This window comes from Duganella sp. (assembly GCF_039595735.1).
Classification (GTDB): Bacteria; Pseudomonadota; Gammaproteobacteria; order Burkholderiales; family Burkholderiaceae_D; genus Rugamonas.
Genome location: NZ_JBCNLB010000016.1, coordinates 140,015 through 157,653, shown reverse-complemented (window position 1 = coordinate 157,653; position 17,639 = coordinate 140,015). Strand labels below are relative to the sequence as shown.

Sequence of the window (17,639 nt, the reverse complement as noted above, 5' to 3'; positions counted from 1 at the left end):
GCCAAGCTCGTTGAGCTTCGCTTCGCGCTCCTGGTCGGCAAACAGGCTGTGTTTGATCATCGGAATCACGTCAGAATCATGTCACCGACATCATGCCAGAGTCGGAGCGGTTTTTCGAGGTTCCCTAATACCTATGCACCACGGATATTTTAGTAAACCATAGCGCGCTGTAGTAACGCTTAGCCGGAACTAGCAGCGTTTAGTAAAAACGCCTTTTCGGAGACCCCCATCATGGGTACTTTCACCTTCCCCTTCCGCCTGCCGAACGAGTTGATGGAGGAATTCGGCGCGTTCACCGGCGTGCACTGGTGCGGCTGGGAAATCGAACCGTTCATTTGCGACGCCATCCGCGCCTACATGAAGCCTCAGCCTGCGGCGCAACCACAGCAGGCTGCGGTGGCCGACGCCGGCTATCAATGGAAGCAGGTCTTCCTGCCCGAAGGCACCCGGCTGCGCGCCAGTTTTGGCCGCACGCCATATTTCGCGGTGGTGCAGGGAAACGAAATCCGCTGTGGCGAACAATCGCTGTCGCCGTCCGCCTTTGCCAACCTGCAGGGCAGCGGCAACCGCAACGCCTGGAAAGCCGTCTGGCTGCGCTTTCCGGGCAACGAACAATGGGTACTGGCCGCCGCCTGCCGCGCGCAGCAGAAAGCCGTCATCGCGCGCCTGTTCGGCGCCGCCGAAACGCAGCAGGACGCTGCGCCCGGCCGCGCATTGCCCATGGCGCCCGCCGCGCCGGCAGCGCCGCCCTCGCCGGCAACACAATCCGGCCGCAAGGGTGCCCGCGCCTCGGGCAAGGCCGGCAAGCGCCGCGGGGGAGGCAAAGGCCGCAAGCACGGCAAGCGGCATAAACAGCACGGACAACACACCGCCGCGCGCCGCGCCGCCTCTTAGCCCACCTTGCAGACGCTCAAAGGAGCAGGAAAGCCAGCGCGGCGACGGCGGTGGGGGCGAGGGCGCCGGCCAGCAGGCCCAGGGTGCCGATCGACTGGTCCTGGAAGCCGCGGCGCAGCAGCGCGGCGCCGGCTGGATTCGGGGCGTTGGCGATCACGGTCAGGCCGCCGCCGGTGACGGCGCCCGCCACCAGCATGTATTGCGACTGCGCCGAGATGCCGCTGATCAGCGAACCCAGGTAGGTGAGGGCGGCGTTGTCGGTCACGGCGGTCAGGCTCATCGCGCCGAAGAACAGGGCCAGCGGCGACAGGCTTTCCACGATCGGCTGCAGCCACCATTGCTGCATCCCGCCCAGCACCACCAGCCCGGCCAGGAAGAAGCCGACCAGCAGGCCTTCCTTGATGATCAGCGGACTCTGGTAGCGCTGGTAAGCGCTGGTGAAGCCCAGGAACAGCATGAACAGGCCGAGGAACAGTACCGGATGATGGCCCAGCACCACTACCGCCGCCAGAAAGCCGAGGTGGATCAGCGTCACCGTCAACGGCACCGCCGGCGCGGTATCTGCCGCCGCGCTGGCGGCCGGCGCCCGCAAATGCTTGCGCAGCGCGAAGCTGGCCGCGGTGGCGTTGATGACGACCGCCACTGCCGCTTTCCAGCCGAAGTGCTGCGCCATGTAGGCGCTGTCCCAGTTCCACGTGCCGGCCACCATCAGCACCGGCGGCGCGGCGTAGGCGGTCAGCAGGCCGCCGATCGAGACATTCACAAACAGCACGCCCAGCGCCGCATATTTCAGCCACTCCGGCATGCCGTCACGGAAGATCAGCGGCGCCAGCATCAGCGCCGCCAGCGTCATGGCGGCCGGCTCGGTGATCAGCGAGCCGGTCAACGGCACCAGCGCCAGGCCGAACCACACCAGCGCCAGTTCGGTGGCCACCGGCATCAGCTTGGCCAGGCCCAGCAGCACGCGCTGGACGATGTCCATCACCGGCCGCGAGGCCGCCACCACCATCACCACAAACACAAATAGCGGCTCGGTGTACTGGCGCGATTCGGCATACGCAATCGCCGCCTGCCCGCCGTTGAGGAAGGCGATGCTTGCCATCAGCACAAATGCCCAGAAGCCAAACACCACCTCCACCTCGCCCAGCAGGTGGAACAGTCCGGCATGACGCGGGTGGCGCTGCGCCAGCACCTCGAATGACTTGGCAGCGAAGGTGTGCAGCAGCGCCAGACCAAACAGGACGGCGCCGACGATTTGTATGGTTTGCAAAGTGTGTCCTTTGATAATTTCCTCAATGACATGGTACCTCAAAGGCAGGTAAACCTTGCCAAACAACGGTGCAAGGAGTACTGTGTATTTATACAGTACTTACGTTACAATGCCATGACCTTCCCCGAAACCGTGCACCCGTCCTTGTGGCGGGCCGATCAACTCGCCCAGAGCGCCACGCGCTGCCTGGACACCGGCTTTGCCGCCTTGTCCGCGCAGCTGCCCGGCGGCGGCTGGCCGCTTGGCAGCTTGATCGATTTGCTGCTGCAGCAGCACGGCATCGGCGAACTGCGCCTGTTGCAGCCGGCGCTGGCCGGCCTGGGCCAGCGGCCCATCGTGCTGCTGCAACCGCCGCATCCGCCGCAGGCGCTGGCGCTGGCGGCCCTGGGCATCGAACCGTCGCAACTGCTGTGGGTGCGCAGCGGCGCCAAGGCCAGCGATGCGCTGTGGGCCGCCGAGCAAATCCTGCGCAGCGGCTGTTGCGGTGCGCTGCTGTTGTGGCAGCAGCATGCGCGCGGCGAAACGCTGCGCCGCCTGCATCTGGCGGCGCAAAGCGGCGAGACCTTGTTCTGCCTGCTGCGCCCCCTGGCGGCGGCCCAGGAGGCATCGCCGGCGCCGTTGCGGCTGTCGCTCAAGCCAGCGGCGGGCGGCATCGACATCGGTTTTGTCAAACGACGCGGGCCGCAGCGTGACGCGCCCTTGTTTTTACCTTTAACGCCTTCTTTGCTTCAACGTCATGCGCCTCTGGATCGCGATACACCTGCCACGGCTCCCGCTCGAAGTATTTCGCCCGTGCTGGTCGGCGGATGATGGCACGGTGGTGCTGGAGCAGGAGCGGGTCGTGGCCCTGTCGGATGCCGCCCATGCGGCCGGCGTGCGGACCGGCTTGCGGCGCGGCGGCGCCATCATGCTGGCGCCGCAAGTGCAATTCCAGCAGCGCGCGCCCGAGCTGGAAGCGGAAGCGCTGCAAGCGGTGGCGCTGGCGCTGCTGCAGTACACGCCGCAACTGGCGCAGGCCGAGGAGGCCACGCTGCTGCTGGACGTCGGCGCCAGCCTGCGCCTGTTCGGCGGCATCCGCACGCTGTGCCGCAAGGTGAGGCACAGCGTGCGCGCGCTCGGCTTTACCGGCTGGCTCAGCTGCGCCCCCACCGCGCGCGGCGCCTGGCTGCTGGCCTGCAGCAACGCCGGGCGCGCTGTGAAGCTGCACGCGCTGGAACGCAAGCTGGCCTCGCTCCCGGTCGGCCTGCTGCCGCCCGCACGCGCCCACCTGAGCTGGCTGGAAGGCATCGGCTGCATGACCTTAGGCCAGCTGTATCGTCTGCCGCGTCCCGGCTTGCAGCGCCGTTGCGGCCGCCCCTTGCTGGACATGCTGGACGACGCCCACGGCGTCCGTCCCGAACTGCACCAATGGCTGCAGGCGCCCACCAGCTTTCACGCCAAGCTGGAATTGTTCGACCGCGTGGAAAATGCCGAAGCCCTGCTGTTCGGCGCGCATCGTCTGCTGCTGCAACTGACCGGCTGGCTGAGCGCGCACCAGCTGGCGGTCGAACGCATCCGCCTGCTGCTGGAGCACGAGCGCGGCCGCAGCGCCGGCCCGCCCACCGTGATTGAAGTGGTGCTGGCCGAGCCCACATGGAAAGACACGCACCTGGTGCGCCTGCTGAAGGAGCGCCTGGCCAAGCAGGAACTGGACGCCCCGGTGATCGGCCTGCGGCTGGAAGCGCCGCAGGTGCAGCCGATGGCGCCGCTCAGCGACTCCCTGTTCCCCGAACCGGGCGGCAGCAAGGAAGACTGGCAGCGCCTGCTGGAACTGCTGGCCGCGCGGCTCGGCCCGGACAACGTGCTGCAAGCCGTGCCCAGCGCCGACTACCGGCCCGAGCAAGCCAACACCTGGCTCAGCATCCAGAAAAAAGTCCGTCCGGCCGCAGCGCGTGCCCAGCTGCCGCCCGACATCGGCAGCCTGCCGCGGCCGGCCTGGCTGCTGGCCAAACCGATCCCGCTGCTGCTGCGCGACCACCGTCCTTACTACGGCTCGCCGCTGCGCCTCCGCTCGACCGGCGAGCGCATCGAGGCCGGCTGGTGGGGGGAGATGCAGACCCGCGATTACTTCATGGCCCAGGGCGCGGACCACGCCCACTACTGGCTGTTCAAGGAACGCAGCGCGTCCGACAAGGAGCCGCGCTGGTATCTGCAAGGCCTGTTCGGTTAGTCGAGCGGCCGGAAACGCTGCACCTGCTTGCCATCGACTTCGATCATCTCGAAGAACACCTCGCGCGGACGGCACCAGATGGAGCCGTTGGCGGCACGATATACAATCATGGTCGAGAGGTCGGATTCCAGCGTGGCTTCGCACACCAGTTCGTAGATACCGCCTTTGTAGTGTTGGTAACGCATTTTCTATTCCTATGAAATCACAACGACAAGAATTTATCGGCGCGCACGGCCACAAGCTGGCCGCCCGCCTTGACGCCCCGGACGGCGCGGTCAAGGCCTACGCGCTGTTCGCCCACTGCTTCACCTGCGGCAAGGACGTGCTGGCCGCCCGGCGCGTGGCGGAAGCACTGACCGAGCATGGCATCGCCGTGCTGCGCTTTGATTTTACCGGGCTCGGCGCCAGCGACGGCGAGTTCGCCAACACCAACTTCACGTCCAATCTGGCCGACCTGGTGGCCGCCGCCGACTTCATGCGCGAGACATCTCAGGCGCCGCGCCTGCTCATCGGGCACAGCCTCGGCGGCGCCGCTGCGCTGGCCGCAGCCGAGCAGATGCCGGAAGTGCAAGCCGTGGTCACCATTGCCGCGCCCAGCAGCCCGTCTTACGTCACCGGCATGTTCAGCAACCATCTGGAGGAAATTGCGCGTGAAGGCGAGGCCGAGGTGCAACTGGCGGGACGGCCATTCCGCATCAAGCAGCAATTCGTGGACGACGCGGGCGGGCACAATTTGAAGGTAAAGATTGCTGCGCTGCGCCGCGCCTTGCTGGTGATGCACGCCCCCAACGACGACACGGTCAGCCTCAACAACGCCATGGAGATTTTCACCGCGGCCAAACATCCGAAAAGCTTTATCTCGCTGGACGACGCGAACCATTTGCTGACGGGCCGCGAGGATGCGGTCTACGTCGCCAACCTGATTGCGGCCTGGGCTGACCGCTACCTGGGTTAAAAGTCTTCCGACAAATCTTTCCAGCCCTTGCTGGCAGCGAAGGCGTTGAATTCGTCCGGCGCTTCCAGTACCAGCAAGCGGCCTTCCTGCAGCATCGGATCGCCGGCCGTCAGCTCCGGGCCTTTGTAGCCGACGGTGCGCAGCTGCGCCACCACCGATGCGATCAGCGCCTTGTCCTTGTGCAGGCCGCTGATCGGCGCCTTGAAATCCACGTACACATCAATGGCGCCGTAACCTTCGTCGAAGATACGGATCGCTTTGGCGTCGTGGGCACGGCCGGAGCCGTCGGTGGCCTTGAACGGGCCGCTCAGTTGGATATCGGTGTCATTGTTCATGTGCGCAGCATACACCAAACGACACCGCCCCTCTTACTTTAAAGGCTGCAGAATCGCCGCCAGGCGATCCGGCGTGCCTTCGATGCGTTCCAGGCGCGGATATTTCAGGCCGCCGTGGTAGTCCAGCGCCACTTCCTGATACAGGCTGCCTTTCCTGATCAGCAGCTTGATCGGCTCCTTCGCGCCCTTGGCGGCGGTGACGGCAGCGCGCAGCAGCTCCGGCTTGTAGGCGCGGCCATTCACTGCCACCAGCACGTTGCCGCCCGCCAGGCCAGCCTTGAAGGCCACGCCTTCCCACTGCAAGGCCTCCAGCTTGCCATCCGCACCCACCGAGAAGCCCAGCGAATACTGGAAGTTGGCCGACTTGCTCAGGTCTTCCTGCGCTTTGAGGAAGTCGGTCTGCTTTTCGGTGTAGACCAGCTTCCAGCCGGCACGGGCCAGGCCGTCCAGCGGCGCGCCGGGGCCGTGGCCATCAAGGCGGCTGCGCAGGAAGGGCGCCCAGTCGTAAGCCTGCACCGCGTTGAGCGCCTTCACCACGTCGTCGAAAGTGTAGTGCTTGGCGACGTAGGCGCCGTCATCGACGCCAAAGAAATTGCGGGCGAAATCGTTCAGCGATTTTTTCTCGCCCGACAGCTCGCGGATCTTGGTATCGGCATCCAGCCAGATCAGTTGGCCTTCCGAGTAGTAATCCTCGGCGCGCTGCCAGTTGTTCCAGCCCTGCGGACGGCGCGCGTTGATGATTGGATCGTTGACGGTGTCCTGTACGGCGCGCCACTCACGGCCCTTGACATTGTCGTAGCGGGCGGCAGTGGCGGCGATCTGGTCGCGCGTGTGTTCCGGCTTGATCAGGCCCGAACGGGCCGCCAGCACGGCGCCCCAGTACTGGGTCTGGCCTTCGTACACCCACAGCAGTTCGTTTTGCAGCGGGGTGTTGAAATCCGGCACGTTCTGGCCGGCCGGGCGGCGGAACTTGCCGTTCCACGAGTGGGTGAATTCGTGCGACAGCAGCTCGCGGCGCGCCTCGTATTTATTCCATTCGGTGAAGTAGCCGAGCTTGACGCCGTTCTCGCTTGACTGGTGATGCTCGCGGCCGATGCCGCCGAATTCATCGCTGATGGCAAACAGGAAATCGTAATGCTTGTAATGCTGCGAGTTGAACAGCTTGTAGGCCTGCTGCACCATCGCGCGGTGCGGGGCGATCTGTTCCGGCGTGGCCTCCAGCTGCTCGGGCGAGTCGGCCACAACGTTCAGGCGCACCGGGATTTTCGCGCCCGGATCGAGGTCGATCTGGCGGAAGTAGCGGCCGGCAAACAGCGGCGAGTCGATCAGCGTTTCCAGGTCCAGCGGCTTGAAGGCGACCTCGTCGCCATTGCGCGCCTGCTGTTCCAGCGCGCTGCCGTACTGCCAGCCCGGCGGCACCGTCAGGTTGGGCTGCACCGTGATGTGGCGGCTGTGGTAGCCGGCCGGGTACAGCGTCACCGACTGCCACTGCACGCCGACGATGTCATTGGTCATGGTGGTGCGGCCCTGGTTCGGCTCCACCGGCGACAGGTACTGAAACTCCACTTCGACGCCGCTCGCGCCCTTGGGCACGTTGACGTGGAAGGCATACACATTGACCGGATCGCGCTGCCATTCCAGTGGCTGGCCGTGGGCGCTGACCTTCAGGCCGGCAAACTGGTTGAGCGCGCCGCTGGGGCCGTGGTTGCCAGGTATCCACTGCGGATACAGCAGCGTCAGCTTGCCGGGCTTGGCCGGGATGCTTTCGCGCACCCGGAAAATATTCTGGGCGGTGTTGGAAGCATCGACGTTCAGAACGATGGTGCCCGGATAGGGCTGATCGGAGGCGGCCTGGGCGCTGAAGGCGGTAGCCAGCACGGCGGCAAGTACGGCGCGGGTCAAGAACATAATGGTTTGATAAAACGGTTGACAAGAGGAAGAGTGTAGCACGCAGGAAACTGAAAATTTTTTTAAAAAAGCTCTTGAAAGCCATTTGGCCCGACTTATATGGGGATCAGCGGTTGCCTGATGGTAGGGGCCGCGAACTTCTTATATCGCTTATTTTGAAAAGGATATCTATCATGCGTACTTTTGATCTCACCCCGCTGTATCGTTCCGCTATCGGCTTTGATCGTCTGGCACAAATGCTGAATGACGCCCAGCGCAATGACACCCCGAGCTATCCCCCCTACAACATCGAGCTGGTCTCGGACGACCAGTATCGGATCGTCATGGCACTGGCCGGCTTCAGCCGCGAAGAAATCGACATCACCTTCGAGCGTGACTCGCTGACCGTGGTGGGCCGCAAGCAGAAGGACGCCGCCGAGCGCACCTACCTGCACCGTGGCATCGCCGCCCGTGATTTCGAGCAGCGCTTCCAACTGGCCAACCACGTCAAAGTGACCGGCGCCAGCTTCGACAACGGCATGCTCACCATCGAACTGGTGCGTGAGATCCCGGAAGCGCTGAAGCCGCGCAAGATCGTCATCAACGGTGGCGACAACGTGACTGCCCTGGAGCAGCGCGCAGCTTAATCCTGCCCTGATGCAGTAACGAAAACTGGCCGGTTATCCGGCCAGTTTTGCGTGGCGTTCAGCGTTGACGACGGCGCGCGCGCGCAGCTCCCAGCAATGCCAGGCCGGCGCCGAACATGGCGTAGCTGGCAGGTTCCGGAACTGGCGCAGCCGGGAACTGCGAAATATCGGCGCCGACGCGGAAATCCAGCACGCCGCTTTTGCTGGCGGCCGTGGTGTTGTCGTAGACGAGGGTGAGCGTGCCGCTGGCGGCATCATGCTTGGGCAGCAGTGCATCGGATTCGCCGCGCAGGTCCAGCGTGCTGGCGCTCAGGGCTGTCCACGCATATTCCCAGCTGCCTTCGTGGCCGATGTACGCGTCCATGGTAGCAATCCCGACGGTCGAGGTGAATTCGGCGCCGGGGATCAGTCCGCTGCTAGCCGCGCTGACCGAGGTATCGGCGGAAATCCGGATGCCGGTGTGGGCCGATAGTTCAAAGTTCAGCAGACCGGCAGTTGCGCGGCCGGCCGCGTCAAAGCGCCCGGTGTTGGCGCCATTGCTTTGCGCGGCCGCCTGCAGCCATAAGGTCTCCAGCGTGCCGGCGCCGGAGGCGGATGCCCACTGGCTGAAATAGGTTCCGGCGTTGCTGTTGGCAATCGACTCGAACGGCCCGGCCGCGGTCAGCGTGCTGTCCTGGTCCAGCGTGAGCACGCGTGCGGTCGGTGCGCTGGCTCCCATCAACTGGAACGAGGGCGTCACGCCATCTGTCAGGTCAAGGTCGATGAGTGTGATGTGAAAGTTGCCTAGCGACGAAGCGGCGCTGTTGGCTGCGCTGGCATGACCTGTCATGGCGATACTCAGGCTGGCTGCCAGCAGTGTTGCGAAGGTAAATTTTTTCATGAGTGCGGTCCTGTCGAATCCATGGGAAAACCGCTCTCATGTTATCAATATTTTATTAAATCTGGCGCGCAAGCGCTGTCGCTTTGGTTAAGTAGGGCCTAAGTTTTTAGCCTCATATTGGATACATCTAAAGTCCTCATTTTCATAGGAGAACCGTTATGTCCAACTCTACTCTCAAGCGTGCCGCCGTCGCTGTCGCCGTACTGGGCGTGGTCGGCGTCGGCGGTGCAGTCGCTGTCAAACAGAATGCCGCGGTGGCTGCCGCCACTGCCCCGGTGGCCGCTGTTGCCGCGCCGGCTGCCGCACCGGCGCCGGTGGCCGCCCCCGCCATCTCCCTGCCGGACTTCAGCGTGATCGTGGCCCACAACGGCCCGGCCGTGGTCAACATCAACGTCACCGGCAGTACCAAGACCGCCTACAACGGCCCGCAAGGCCGTGACGATCCGTTTGCCGACGACCCTTTCTATGAATTCTTCCGCCGCTTCCAGGGCCAGCAGCGCGGCGGCCAGCGCGCCCAGCCGACCCATGGCCTCGGTTCCGGCTTCATCATCAGTTCGGACGGCATCATCCTGACCAATGCCCACGTGGTGCGTGACGCCAGCGAGGTGGTGGTCAAGCTGACCGACCGCCGCGAATTCCGCGCCAAGGTGCTGGGCTCCGATCCGCAAAGCGATGTGGCGGTGCTGAAGATCGACGCCAAGAACCTGCCGGTGGTGCCGCTGGCCAGGAACAACGACCTGAAGGTGGGCGAATGGGTGCTGGCGATCGGCTCGCCCTACGGCCTGGATAACACCGTCACCGCCGGCGTGGTCAGTGCCAAGGGCCGCACGCTGCCCGATGGCAATGTGCCGTTCATCCAGACCGACGTCGCGGTCAACCCCGGCAACTCTGGCGGTCCGCTGTTCAATACGCGCGGCGAGGTGGTCGGCATCAACTCGCAGATCTACAGCCAGACTGGCGGCTATCAGGGCTTGTCGTTCGCGATTCCGATCGACGTCGCCAACAAGATCAAGAACCAGATTGTCGCCACCGGCAAGGTGGTGCACGCCAAGCTGGGTGTGACGGTGCAGGAAGTGAATCAGGGCTTTGCCGATTCCTTCAACCTGGAAACGCCGGAAGGCGCGCTGATTTCCAACGTCGAGCGCGGCGGTCCGGCCGACAAGGCCGGCCTCAAGGCCGGTGACGTGATCCGTGCGCTGAACGGCCAGAAGATCATCAGCTCGGCCGACCTGCCGTCCATGGTCGGCCTGTCGACCCCGGGCGACAAGATTACGCTGGACGTCTGGCGCCAGGGCAAGCCGGTGCAAATCACCGCCACCCTGGGCAACGCCAAGGATAAAGTGCTGGCGCAGGACGATGACGGCCCGGCCGACCAGGCCAGCGCCAAGCTGCGCCTCGGCCTGTCGCTGCGCCAGCTGGACCCGATGGAACGCCGTGAATCGGGCATCGCCAGCGGCCTGCTGATCCAGGACGCCGGCGGCGCGGCCGCCAACGCCGGGGTGCAGCCGGGCGATGTGCTGCTGTCGGTCAACGGCCGGCCGGTCAACAGCGTCGACCAGGTGCGCGAAGTGGTGGGCAAGGCCGGCAAGTCGGTGGCATTGCTGATCCAGCGCGGCGACGATAAAATCTTCATACCGGTCCGCCTGGGCTAAAGCCACAACACAAGGAAAACAACAATATGCGACTTCTTCTGGTGGAAGACGACACCATGATCGGCGAAGTAGTGCTGGACCTCCTGCGGGCCGAGCACTACGCGGTCGACTGGGTCAAGGACGGCGACATGGCCGACACCGCGCTGCAAACCCAGACCTACGACCTGGTGTTGCTGGATCTGGGCCTGCCGCGCAAGGACGGCCTGGAAGTGCTGCGCTCGATGCGCCTGCGCAAGGAGCTGACGCCGGTCCTGATCGCCACCGCGCGTGACGCCAAGGAGCAGCGCATCGCCGGCCTCGACGCCGGCGCCGATGATTACGTGCTCAAGCCCTACGACCTGGACGAGCTGCTGGCCCGCATCCGCGCCTTGCTGCGCCGCTCGGCCGGCCGCGCCGAGCCGGTGTTCGAGCACGGCAACGTCACGGTCAACCCGCAAACCCGCGAAGTGATTGCCGACGGCAAGCCGGTCAGCCTGTCGGCGCGCGAGTGGGCGGTGCTGGAAGCGCTGATCGCCCGTCCCGGCATCGTGCTGTCGCGCCATCAGCTGGAGGAAAAGCTGTACAGCTGGAAGGATGAAGTCAACAGCAACGCGGTGGAAGTCTACATCCACGGCCTGCGCAAAAAGCTGGGCGCGGAACTGATACAGAACGTGCGCGGCCTGGGCTACATGGTTCCCAAGCTATGAAGGTGAAGATGCCGTCGCTGCCGCGGGTGCCCGTGGTGACGCACTCGCTGCGCGGCCGGCTGCTGTGGTTCCTGCTGGCCGCCATCACCATGGCGGCCATCGCGCAAGCCATGATTGCCTACCGCAGCGCGCTGAGCGACGCCGACCAGATCTTCGACTATCACATGCAGCAAATGGCGATGTCGCTGCGCTCCAGCGCCACCCTGACCAACAAGGCCGCCGACACCGCCGCCGATCCCGAAAACGACGACCTGGTGGTGCAAGTCTGGACCCCGGACGGCGCCCAGGTCTTCCGTTCGCTGTCGCGCGCGGCCCTGCCGCAGCGGGCCGTGCTGGGCTTTTCCAATGTGCGGGTGAACAACACCACCTACCGCATTTTCTCGGTACAAACCTCCAACCAGACCGTGCAGGTGGCGCAGGACATGGCGGTGCGCCAGCGCATGGCCGGCACGCTGGCGCTGCGCACCGTCGGCCCGATTGCCGTGATGGCGCCGGTGCTGATGCTGGTGGTGTGGTGGGTGGTGTCCGGCTCGCTGGCGCCGGTGTCGCGCGTCAAGCGCCAGGTGGCGGCGCGCCAGGCCGATGATTTGTCGCCGGTGTCGGAAAACGACTTGCCGGATGAAGTGCTGCCGCTGGTGCAGGAACTCAACCTGCTGTTCGTGCGCGTGCGCACCGCCTTCGAGGCGCAGCAGCACTTCGTGGCCGACGCCGCGCACGAGCTGCGCACGCCGCTGGCGGCGCTCAAGCTGCAGGTGCTCAGCCTGGAGCGCGCGCCGGACGAGGCCGCACGCAAGGTGGCGGTGTCGCGCGTCACGGCCGGCATCGAGCGCGCCACCCGGCTGGTGGAGCAGTTGCTGGTGCTGGCGCGCCAGGAAGGCGGCGTCGAGGAAATCAAGCTGGAGCCGGTCAGCCTGGCCGACCTGGTCAAGCGCGTGCTGGGCGACATGGCCGGCCTGGCGCAGGCGCGCCAGATCGACCTTGGCCTGCACCACGCCGACGAGGTAGTGGTGGCGGGCCAGCAGGACGCCCTGCTGATCCTGCTGCGCAACCTGATCGATAACGCCATCAAGTACACGCCGGCCGGCGGCACGGTCGATATCGAGCTGCGGCGTAGCGTGGCCGCCACAAAAAATGCCAAGCCGCGCGTCGTCCTGAGCGTGGAAGATTCCGGTCCCGGCATCCCGCCGGAAGAGCGTGAACGCGTGTTCAGCCGCTTCTATCGCGTGCCCGGCAGCCCCGCCGGCGGCAGCGGCCTGGGCATGGCCATCGTGCAGTCGATTGCCGAACGCCACAACGCCGTGCTGTCGCTGGACCAGTCCGCGCGCCTGGGCGGTCTCAAGGTCAGCGTTGATTTTCCCGAGACTGGCAAGCCCACTCCAGCTTAAAATGCCGTTTTGACACGGTGTTGGAGTGGTGCATGAAGAAAATCGGCTTTTCGGGAACGCTGGACCCGATCACCAACGGTCACATGTGGGTGATCAACGAAGCCCGTTCGCTGGCGGACGAGGTGGTGGTCTTTCTCTCCGAGAACCCCGCCAAGAAGCCGCGCTTCACGGCTGAGGAGCGCAAGAGCATCATCGCGCTCAGCTGCGCCGAGCAGGGCTGGGATAACGTGTCGGTGGTGATCGTGCGCGGCGACTACACGGCGCGCGCGGCCAAGAAGCAGGGCGTCGAATGCCTGATCCGCGGCATCCGCACCACCGCCGATTTCGATTACGAAAACCTGATCCAGCAAACCAATGTCGACGTGCTGCAGGGCGCCAAGACAGTGTTCGTGATGCCGCCGCGCGACCTCGGCTCGGTCAGTTCCTCGTTCGTCAAAGCGCTGGAAGGGCCGATCGGCTGGAACTGGATCATGAAGAAATTCGTGCCCGGCCCGGCCTACCACGCCTGGGTGCTGGGCTGGCTGCGCAAGGAATGGGAAACCCTGTGGGATTACGCGCACCGCGACGCCACCGCCATCGCCCATGCCGACCAGTGGTTCGTGCAACTGACCGGCGCCACCGCCTATGGCGGCCCGATGCGCCACTATCACAACCTGGACCATCTGGTGCACGGCCTGTGCGAGATCCGCGTGTGGGCCGCCAACACCCGGCCCGACCCGGCCGACGTCGACATCGTCAAGCAAGCGTTCTGGTTCCATGACGCCGAGTACGGCCACAGCGGCGACCCCGGCACGCTGACCAACGAGGAAGCCAGCGCGCAACTGTGGCTGGGCAGCCACCTGGGGCAGGAAATGGCCGACGCGGCCGAGCTGATCCGCGCCACCGACCACTTCCAGGAAGCCGCCATCACCCACCGCCTGAAGGATATCCTGCTGTGCGTGGACCTGGCCATCCTGGGCCAGGACGATGAGGTCTACCAGAACTACGCGCGCGCCATCCGGCAGGAATACATCCACCTGCCGGACGTCAAATACCGCGAGCAGCGGCGCGGGGCGCTGGCCCACCTGTGCCGCAAGGCGCAGGCCGGGCAACTGTACGGCGACGCCTACTTTGCCGAACAGTACAACGAACGCGCCATCGACAATATGCAGCGCGAGATGGCGCAACTGGCCGGTTAAACCGGTGGCAGCTGGATCTGTTCCTTGCGGGCGGCCATGGTTTCGCCCAGTTCTTCCAGGTCCAGCTTGGCCTTGCGCGCTTTCGGGAACATCTCGGTTTCCTCTTCCTCGACGTGGTGGTCGATCATTTCCGACAGTACCTTGACCTTGGCGTCAAACAGATCGTCGGTCGGTTCCATCGATTGGATCTGGGCAATCAGGTCCTTGGCCGAGGCGTGCTCGACAATGGCCTCGTCCATCATGTCTTCTTCCTTGATGGCCTGGCGCACGGCCGGGTAGAAGATTTCTTCCTCGATCATGGTGTGCTTGGTCAGGGCCTCGCAGATCTGCAGCGCGAGCTTGTGCTTGCTGACGTGGGCGCGGTCGCCCAGTTCCTCATACTGCTCGAACATCGCTTTAACGTTTTCGTGGTCTTCCGTCAGCAGCGCGATGGCGTCTTGCGGTTGGCTTTCAGTGGGAATAGGTTTAGGGATCTTGCCCGAAGATTGGGAAGTGGTTCTCATGTCGGCTCCTTGCGTGGCTAATGAAACAGGCGGGACTACCCAACCAGTCTAGGAGTCCCACCCACGCTGGTCTGTGCGCCGGACCACCTTCCATCTACGGCGCCAGACGGGTGAAGACGAAATCGTGGTTTTTGACCAGCGCCTGGTGGCAGCCCCAGCAGGCCTGGTGCTGGGCTTCATCGGCCGGCTTGCCGTTGATGCGCGGTGGCGATAGCTTTCATGAAATCTCCTGGGAAAACGGCGCTGAGACCGTTATCGCTCAGAACCGGTTCCAATTATTCCGTCTGTGTTCGGTGGCATCTTTCATCAAATGGCTAGCACGCAGCTCATCCTTTGGAGTGAGCGCATCGCCCAGTTGCACCGTCATCGCCAGTTCCTGGAGGGCGGGCGGGTACTCGTGTTCGGCGGCCTCCTCCAGCCACTGGCGGGCGCGCGCGCGATCCTGCACCACACCGATGCCTTCGTTGTAGATGTTGGACAGCAGGAACATCGCATGCGCATTCCCCAGCTCGCTCGCATGCGACAGCCAGCGTGCCGCGGCCGCGTCGTCGCGCCGCACGCCATCGCCGTTCTTGTACTGCAGGCCCAGCGCCAGTGCCGCCCTGGCATGCTGCTGCTTGGCGGCAATGGTGTACCATGGCGCCGCCGCTGCCGGCGCGGCGGCCACGCCCGGCGCGCCGACGCGCAGCATCTCGCCCAGCTGGAACGCCGCTTCCGTGTCGCCGCCGCGCGCCGCCAGCTCAAACAGCTTGAGCGCATCGGCACGCTGCTTGGGACGCGCCTGGTACACGAGGGCCAGCTCGCGCTGCGCCACCGGCATGTCCTGTTCGGCCCAGCGCATCAGCTTGCGCTCGGCATGGGCGTCGGCTTCCTGCCTGGCCTTCATGCCGATGACTTCAATCTGCGCGGAAGTCGGTTTCTCCTGCTGCATCTGGCAGCCGGACAGCAGGGCCGCACTCAGCAACACGATCAGGGCGCGCATGGTTTATTTACTCAGGTCGATGGTGTATTTGGCAAAGCCGCTGGCGTCCAGGCCGCCCTCGGCCGTCACCGCAGTGATGCCGCTGCTTTTCGCCAGCGCCAGGTGGCCCGGCGCCGAGCGCAGGATCACCGGGCCGGCGGTGGCCACCTTGACGAAGCTCCAGCTGCGCGCGCTGCCGTTGCTGGCCAGCGTGACCTTGCCGGTGGCCGCGCCCTGCGCCGCCAGATAATTGCTGACCACGGTCTGGTTGGCGTCCGGCGACTTGATGATGGTCTTGCTGCCATCGATGCCCGGCACCGCACCGCCGCCGCCGGCGCGGTAATCGTTGGTGGCGACGATGAAGTCATCGCCATCGGCCACCGCCTTGCCCTGATACGTCAGGTTGACGATGCGGCTGCCGGCCGGCTTGGTGACGTCAATCTGGTAGGTCAGGGCATTGTTTTCGGCATAGAACACGTCGTAGTTGTAGATGGTGCCGTAGGATGGCACCAGATCCTGCTCGCTGGTCTTGGCCGGATCGATCTGGCCGAATTGCTTGGCCGACGCTTCCAGCCAGTTCTTCAGGTCCGAACCCTTGATCTTCACCGCCTGCAGGTTGTTGTTCGAGTACAGATACAGATCGCCCGGATTGCGCACCTGCAGGCCGACCGGCGCGGCGGCCGAAGCGCCCGGCGCCACATCGGTGAAATCGGACGGGCCGTTGCGGCCGGCCTTGAACGGCGCGCTGCACGAAATTACCGGAATGTTCCTGTAGCTGGCGAGGGTGGCGTCGCTGCTGGTGGCAATGAAATTCTTCACATACGCCAGCTGTGCCTGATTCACCAGCTGGATCGCGCTGACGTCGCCGGCCAGCGAGAAGTAGGACGACATTTCAAAATCGGTGGTCACGCCCAGCGGCTGCCTGGCGTAGGCGATGGTGGCGGCGTGCTCGGCGGCCACCAGCGGCGCCACGCTGCTGTCGGCGGCGATGTTGGTGGTGCCGTCGGTGTACTTGAAGCCGCGCGACTCCACGCTGGTCTTGGCCGGCTGCACCACCCACTTGCCGCCGGTGTAGGCCAGCGTCAGCTTGATGATGCCAAGGCGGCGGCCCCAGCTCTGCGCCATCACGGTCGGCACGTTGTTGACGAAACCGTTGATGGCATCGATCTTGGCGCTGGCCGGGAAGGCGGCAAACGAGGGATCAAGCGCGGCGGCGCCGGTCTCTTTGCCTTTCGGGAAGATCAGGTGCGAATGGCCGATCATCAGCGCATCGATGCCGGTGGTGGTCAGGTGGTAGGAACCGTTTTCCATCTTCGGGCTGTAGGTGCTGGGGTCGAGGCCGCCATGCGACAGCGCCACCACCAGGTCGGCGCCCTTGCTGCGCATCTCCGGCACATACTGTTTGGCCGCCTCCTGCACGCCGGTGACCGCCACCTTGCCGGCCAGGCTCTTCTGATCCCACTCCAGGATCTGCGGCGGCACAAAGCTCATGATGCCGATGTTGAGTTTCACGTCCAGCTTGCTGCCGTCCGGCTGGGTGGCGCTGAAGGTGCGCGGCAGCAGAGTGTAAGGCTGCACGATCGGCTTGCCGCTGGCCACGCCGGTGACGTTGGTCAGCACCAGCGGGAACGATGGCGCGCCGCAGGTGCCGCTCGGCTTGCTCACGCCCGGAATGCCGAAGTCGGTATTGGTGACCTGGCTCAGGTAGGGCAGGCCGTAGTTGAATTCGTGGTTGCCGAAGCCGCCGCCGTCAAACTTCATGGCGTTCATGACCTTGTGCACCGCCAGCGTGTCGCTGCACGGGATCGGTTTGGTGACGGCTTGCAGGTCGCCCAGCAGCGTGCCCTGGATGGTGTCGCCGTCGTCCAGCAGCACATTGTTCGGGTTTTCGGCGCGCGCCGCCTTGACCAGGGCGGACGTGCGCTCCAGGCCAAGGCTGGTGTCCTCGGCCAGCGAGTAGTAGTTGTAACTCATCACGTTGGCGTGGATGTCGGTGGTTTCCAACAGCGCCAGGGTGACGGTGGTGCCTTCCGGGATGGCTGGCGTGGCCACGCCGTTATCGCTGCCGCATGCCGCCAGGCCGGCGGCGCTCATGGCGGCCAGCATCACCAGATTCAGTTTCATCGCAACCTCGAACAAAGAAAAATTCAAGCTTGCGACTTTAGCTATTTATCGTGACAACACCATGACATGACAC

The 17,639-nt window shown here is 64.7% G+C and carries 17 protein-coding genes and 1 pseudogene; 9 read left to right on the top strand and 9 right to left on the bottom strand.

The features are described from left to right. Positions 1–231: 231 nt before the first annotated feature. Entirely contained in the window at positions 232–894 is a 663-nt protein-coding gene (locus ABDW57_RS22390; protein ID WP_343732359.1) for a hypothetical protein, read from the top strand. 16 nt (positions 895–910) lie between these two features. Here the strand turns inward: ABDW57_RS22390 and ABDW57_RS22385 are convergent, their stop codons facing one another. Further along, entirely contained in the window at positions 911–2,164 is a 1,254-nt protein-coding gene (locus ABDW57_RS22385; protein WP_343732358.1) for a putative Na+/H+ antiporter, read from the bottom strand. 114 nt (positions 2,165–2,278) lie between these two features. Here ABDW57_RS22385 and imuA point away from each other — a divergent pair, with 114 nt between their 5' ends. After that, positions 2,279–2,974, top strand: coding sequence for a translesion DNA synthesis-associated protein ImuA (gene imuA / locus ABDW57_RS22380; RefSeq protein ID WP_343732357.1), 696 nt, complete (start codon positions 2,279–2,281; stop codon positions 2,972–2,974). Beyond that, on the top strand, positions 2,901–4,373 hold the full coding sequence (locus ABDW57_RS22375) for a DNA polymerase Y family protein (protein WP_343732356.1): 1,473 nt from the start codon (positions 2,901–2,903) through the stop codon (positions 4,371–4,373). Before imuA ends, ABDW57_RS22375 begins: the two co-directional genes overlap by 74 nt. Here ABDW57_RS22375 and ABDW57_RS22370 read toward each other — a convergent pair. After that, on the bottom strand, positions 4,370–4,558 hold the full coding sequence (locus tag ABDW57_RS22370; RefSeq protein WP_343732355.1) for a DUF1653 domain-containing protein: 189 nt from the start codon (positions 4,556–4,558) through the stop codon (positions 4,370–4,372). The genes ABDW57_RS22375 and ABDW57_RS22370 overlap by 4 nt on opposite strands. 11 nt (positions 4,559–4,569) lie before the next feature. Here ABDW57_RS22370 and ABDW57_RS22365 point away from each other — a divergent pair, with 11 nt between their 5' ends. Continuing rightward, positions 4,570–5,328: an alpha/beta fold hydrolase gene (locus ABDW57_RS22365; RefSeq protein ID WP_343732354.1), complete on the top strand. Its 759-nt coding sequence runs from the start codon at positions 4,570–4,572 to the stop codon at positions 5,326–5,328. On the opposite strand, the gene ABDW57_RS22360 is transcribed toward ABDW57_RS22365, so the two are convergent. Both ABDW57_RS22360 and ABDW57_RS22355 read right to left on the bottom strand, forming a co-directional pair. Beyond that, a complete protein-coding gene (locus ABDW57_RS22360; protein WP_343732353.1) occupies positions 5,325–5,663 on the bottom strand; it encodes a hypothetical protein in 339 nt (112 codons plus the stop codon). The two genes, ABDW57_RS22365 and ABDW57_RS22360, sit on opposite strands and share 4 nt — an antisense overlap. A gap of 33 nt (positions 5,664–5,696) precedes the next feature. Further along, on the bottom strand, positions 5,697–7,571 hold the full coding sequence (locus ABDW57_RS22355; protein WP_343732352.1) for a peptidase M61: 1,875 nt from the start codon (positions 7,569–7,571) through the stop codon (positions 5,697–5,699). A gap of 173 nt (positions 7,572–7,744) precedes the next feature. On the opposite strand from ABDW57_RS22355, the gene ABDW57_RS22350 reads away from it, so the two are divergent. Beyond that, positions 7,745–8,197, top strand: coding sequence for an Hsp20 family protein (locus ABDW57_RS22350; RefSeq protein WP_343732351.1), 453 nt, complete (start codon positions 7,745–7,747; stop codon positions 8,195–8,197). 58 nt (positions 8,198–8,255) lie between these two features. On the opposite strand, the gene ABDW57_RS22345 is transcribed toward ABDW57_RS22350, so the two are convergent. Beyond that, the gene (locus ABDW57_RS22345; protein ID WP_343732350.1) at positions 8,256–9,077 is read right to left on the bottom strand and encodes a PEP-CTERM sorting domain-containing protein; all 822 of its coding nucleotides are present in this window, start codon (positions 9,075–9,077) and stop codon (positions 8,256–8,258) included. A gap of 158 nt (positions 9,078–9,235) precedes the next feature. On the opposite strand from ABDW57_RS22345, the gene ABDW57_RS22340 reads away from it, so the two are divergent. Genes ABDW57_RS22340 through coaD form a run of 4 tightly spaced genes read left to right on the top strand, consistent with a single transcriptional unit; the run spans position 9,236 to position 13,978 of the window. Next, the gene (locus ABDW57_RS22340; RefSeq protein WP_343732349.1) at positions 9,236–10,729 is read left to right on the top strand and encodes a DegQ family serine endoprotease; all 1,494 of its coding nucleotides are present in this window, start codon (positions 9,236–9,238) and stop codon (positions 10,727–10,729) included. 26 nt (positions 10,730–10,755) lie between these two features. Continuing rightward, positions 10,756–11,415, top strand: a complete 660-nt coding sequence (locus ABDW57_RS22335; protein WP_090182067.1) for a response regulator transcription factor — start codon at positions 10,756–10,758, stop codon at positions 11,413–11,415. Between the two features lie 8 nt (positions 11,416–11,423). Continuing rightward, positions 11,424–12,800 carry an ATP-binding protein gene (locus ABDW57_RS22330; protein ID WP_343732348.1) on the top strand — a complete coding sequence of 459 codons (1,377 nt, stop codon included), beginning with the start codon at positions 11,424–11,426 and terminating at the stop codon, positions 12,798–12,800. A gap of 32 nt (positions 12,801–12,832) precedes the next feature. After that, complete coding sequence (gene coaD, locus ABDW57_RS22325; RefSeq protein ID WP_343732347.1) at positions 12,833–13,978, top strand: pantetheine-phosphate adenylyltransferase; 1,146 nt, start codon at positions 12,833–12,835, stop codon at positions 13,976–13,978. Here coaD and ABDW57_RS22320 read toward each other — a convergent pair. The 4 genes and pseudogenes from ABDW57_RS22320 to ABDW57_RS22305 all read right to left on the bottom strand — a co-directional run bounded on the left by ABDW57_RS22320 (position 13,975) and on the right by ABDW57_RS22305 (position 17,566). Beyond that, the gene (locus ABDW57_RS22320; RefSeq protein WP_343732346.1) at positions 13,975–14,481 is read right to left on the bottom strand and encodes a hemerythrin domain-containing protein; all 507 of its coding nucleotides are present in this window, start codon (positions 14,479–14,481) and stop codon (positions 13,975–13,977) included. The two genes, coaD and ABDW57_RS22320, sit on opposite strands and share 4 nt — an antisense overlap. A gap of 94 nt (positions 14,482–14,575) precedes the next feature. Next, positions 14,576–14,680: pseudogene (locus ABDW57_RS22315) on the bottom strand (cytochrome C oxidase subunit III); the annotation flags it as partial. A 60-nt stretch (positions 14,681–14,740) separates the two neighbouring features. Next, complete coding sequence (locus ABDW57_RS22310; protein ID WP_343732345.1) at positions 14,741–15,463, bottom strand: tetratricopeptide repeat protein; 723 nt, start codon at positions 15,461–15,463, stop codon at positions 14,741–14,743. Positions 15,464–15,466: 3 nt separating this feature from the next. After that, positions 15,467–17,566, bottom strand: a complete 2,100-nt coding sequence (locus ABDW57_RS22305) for a bifunctional 2',3'-cyclic-nucleotide 2'-phosphodiesterase/3'-nucleotidase (protein WP_343732344.1) — start codon at positions 17,564–17,566, stop codon at positions 15,467–15,469. Positions 17,567–17,639 lie beyond the last annotated feature (73 nt).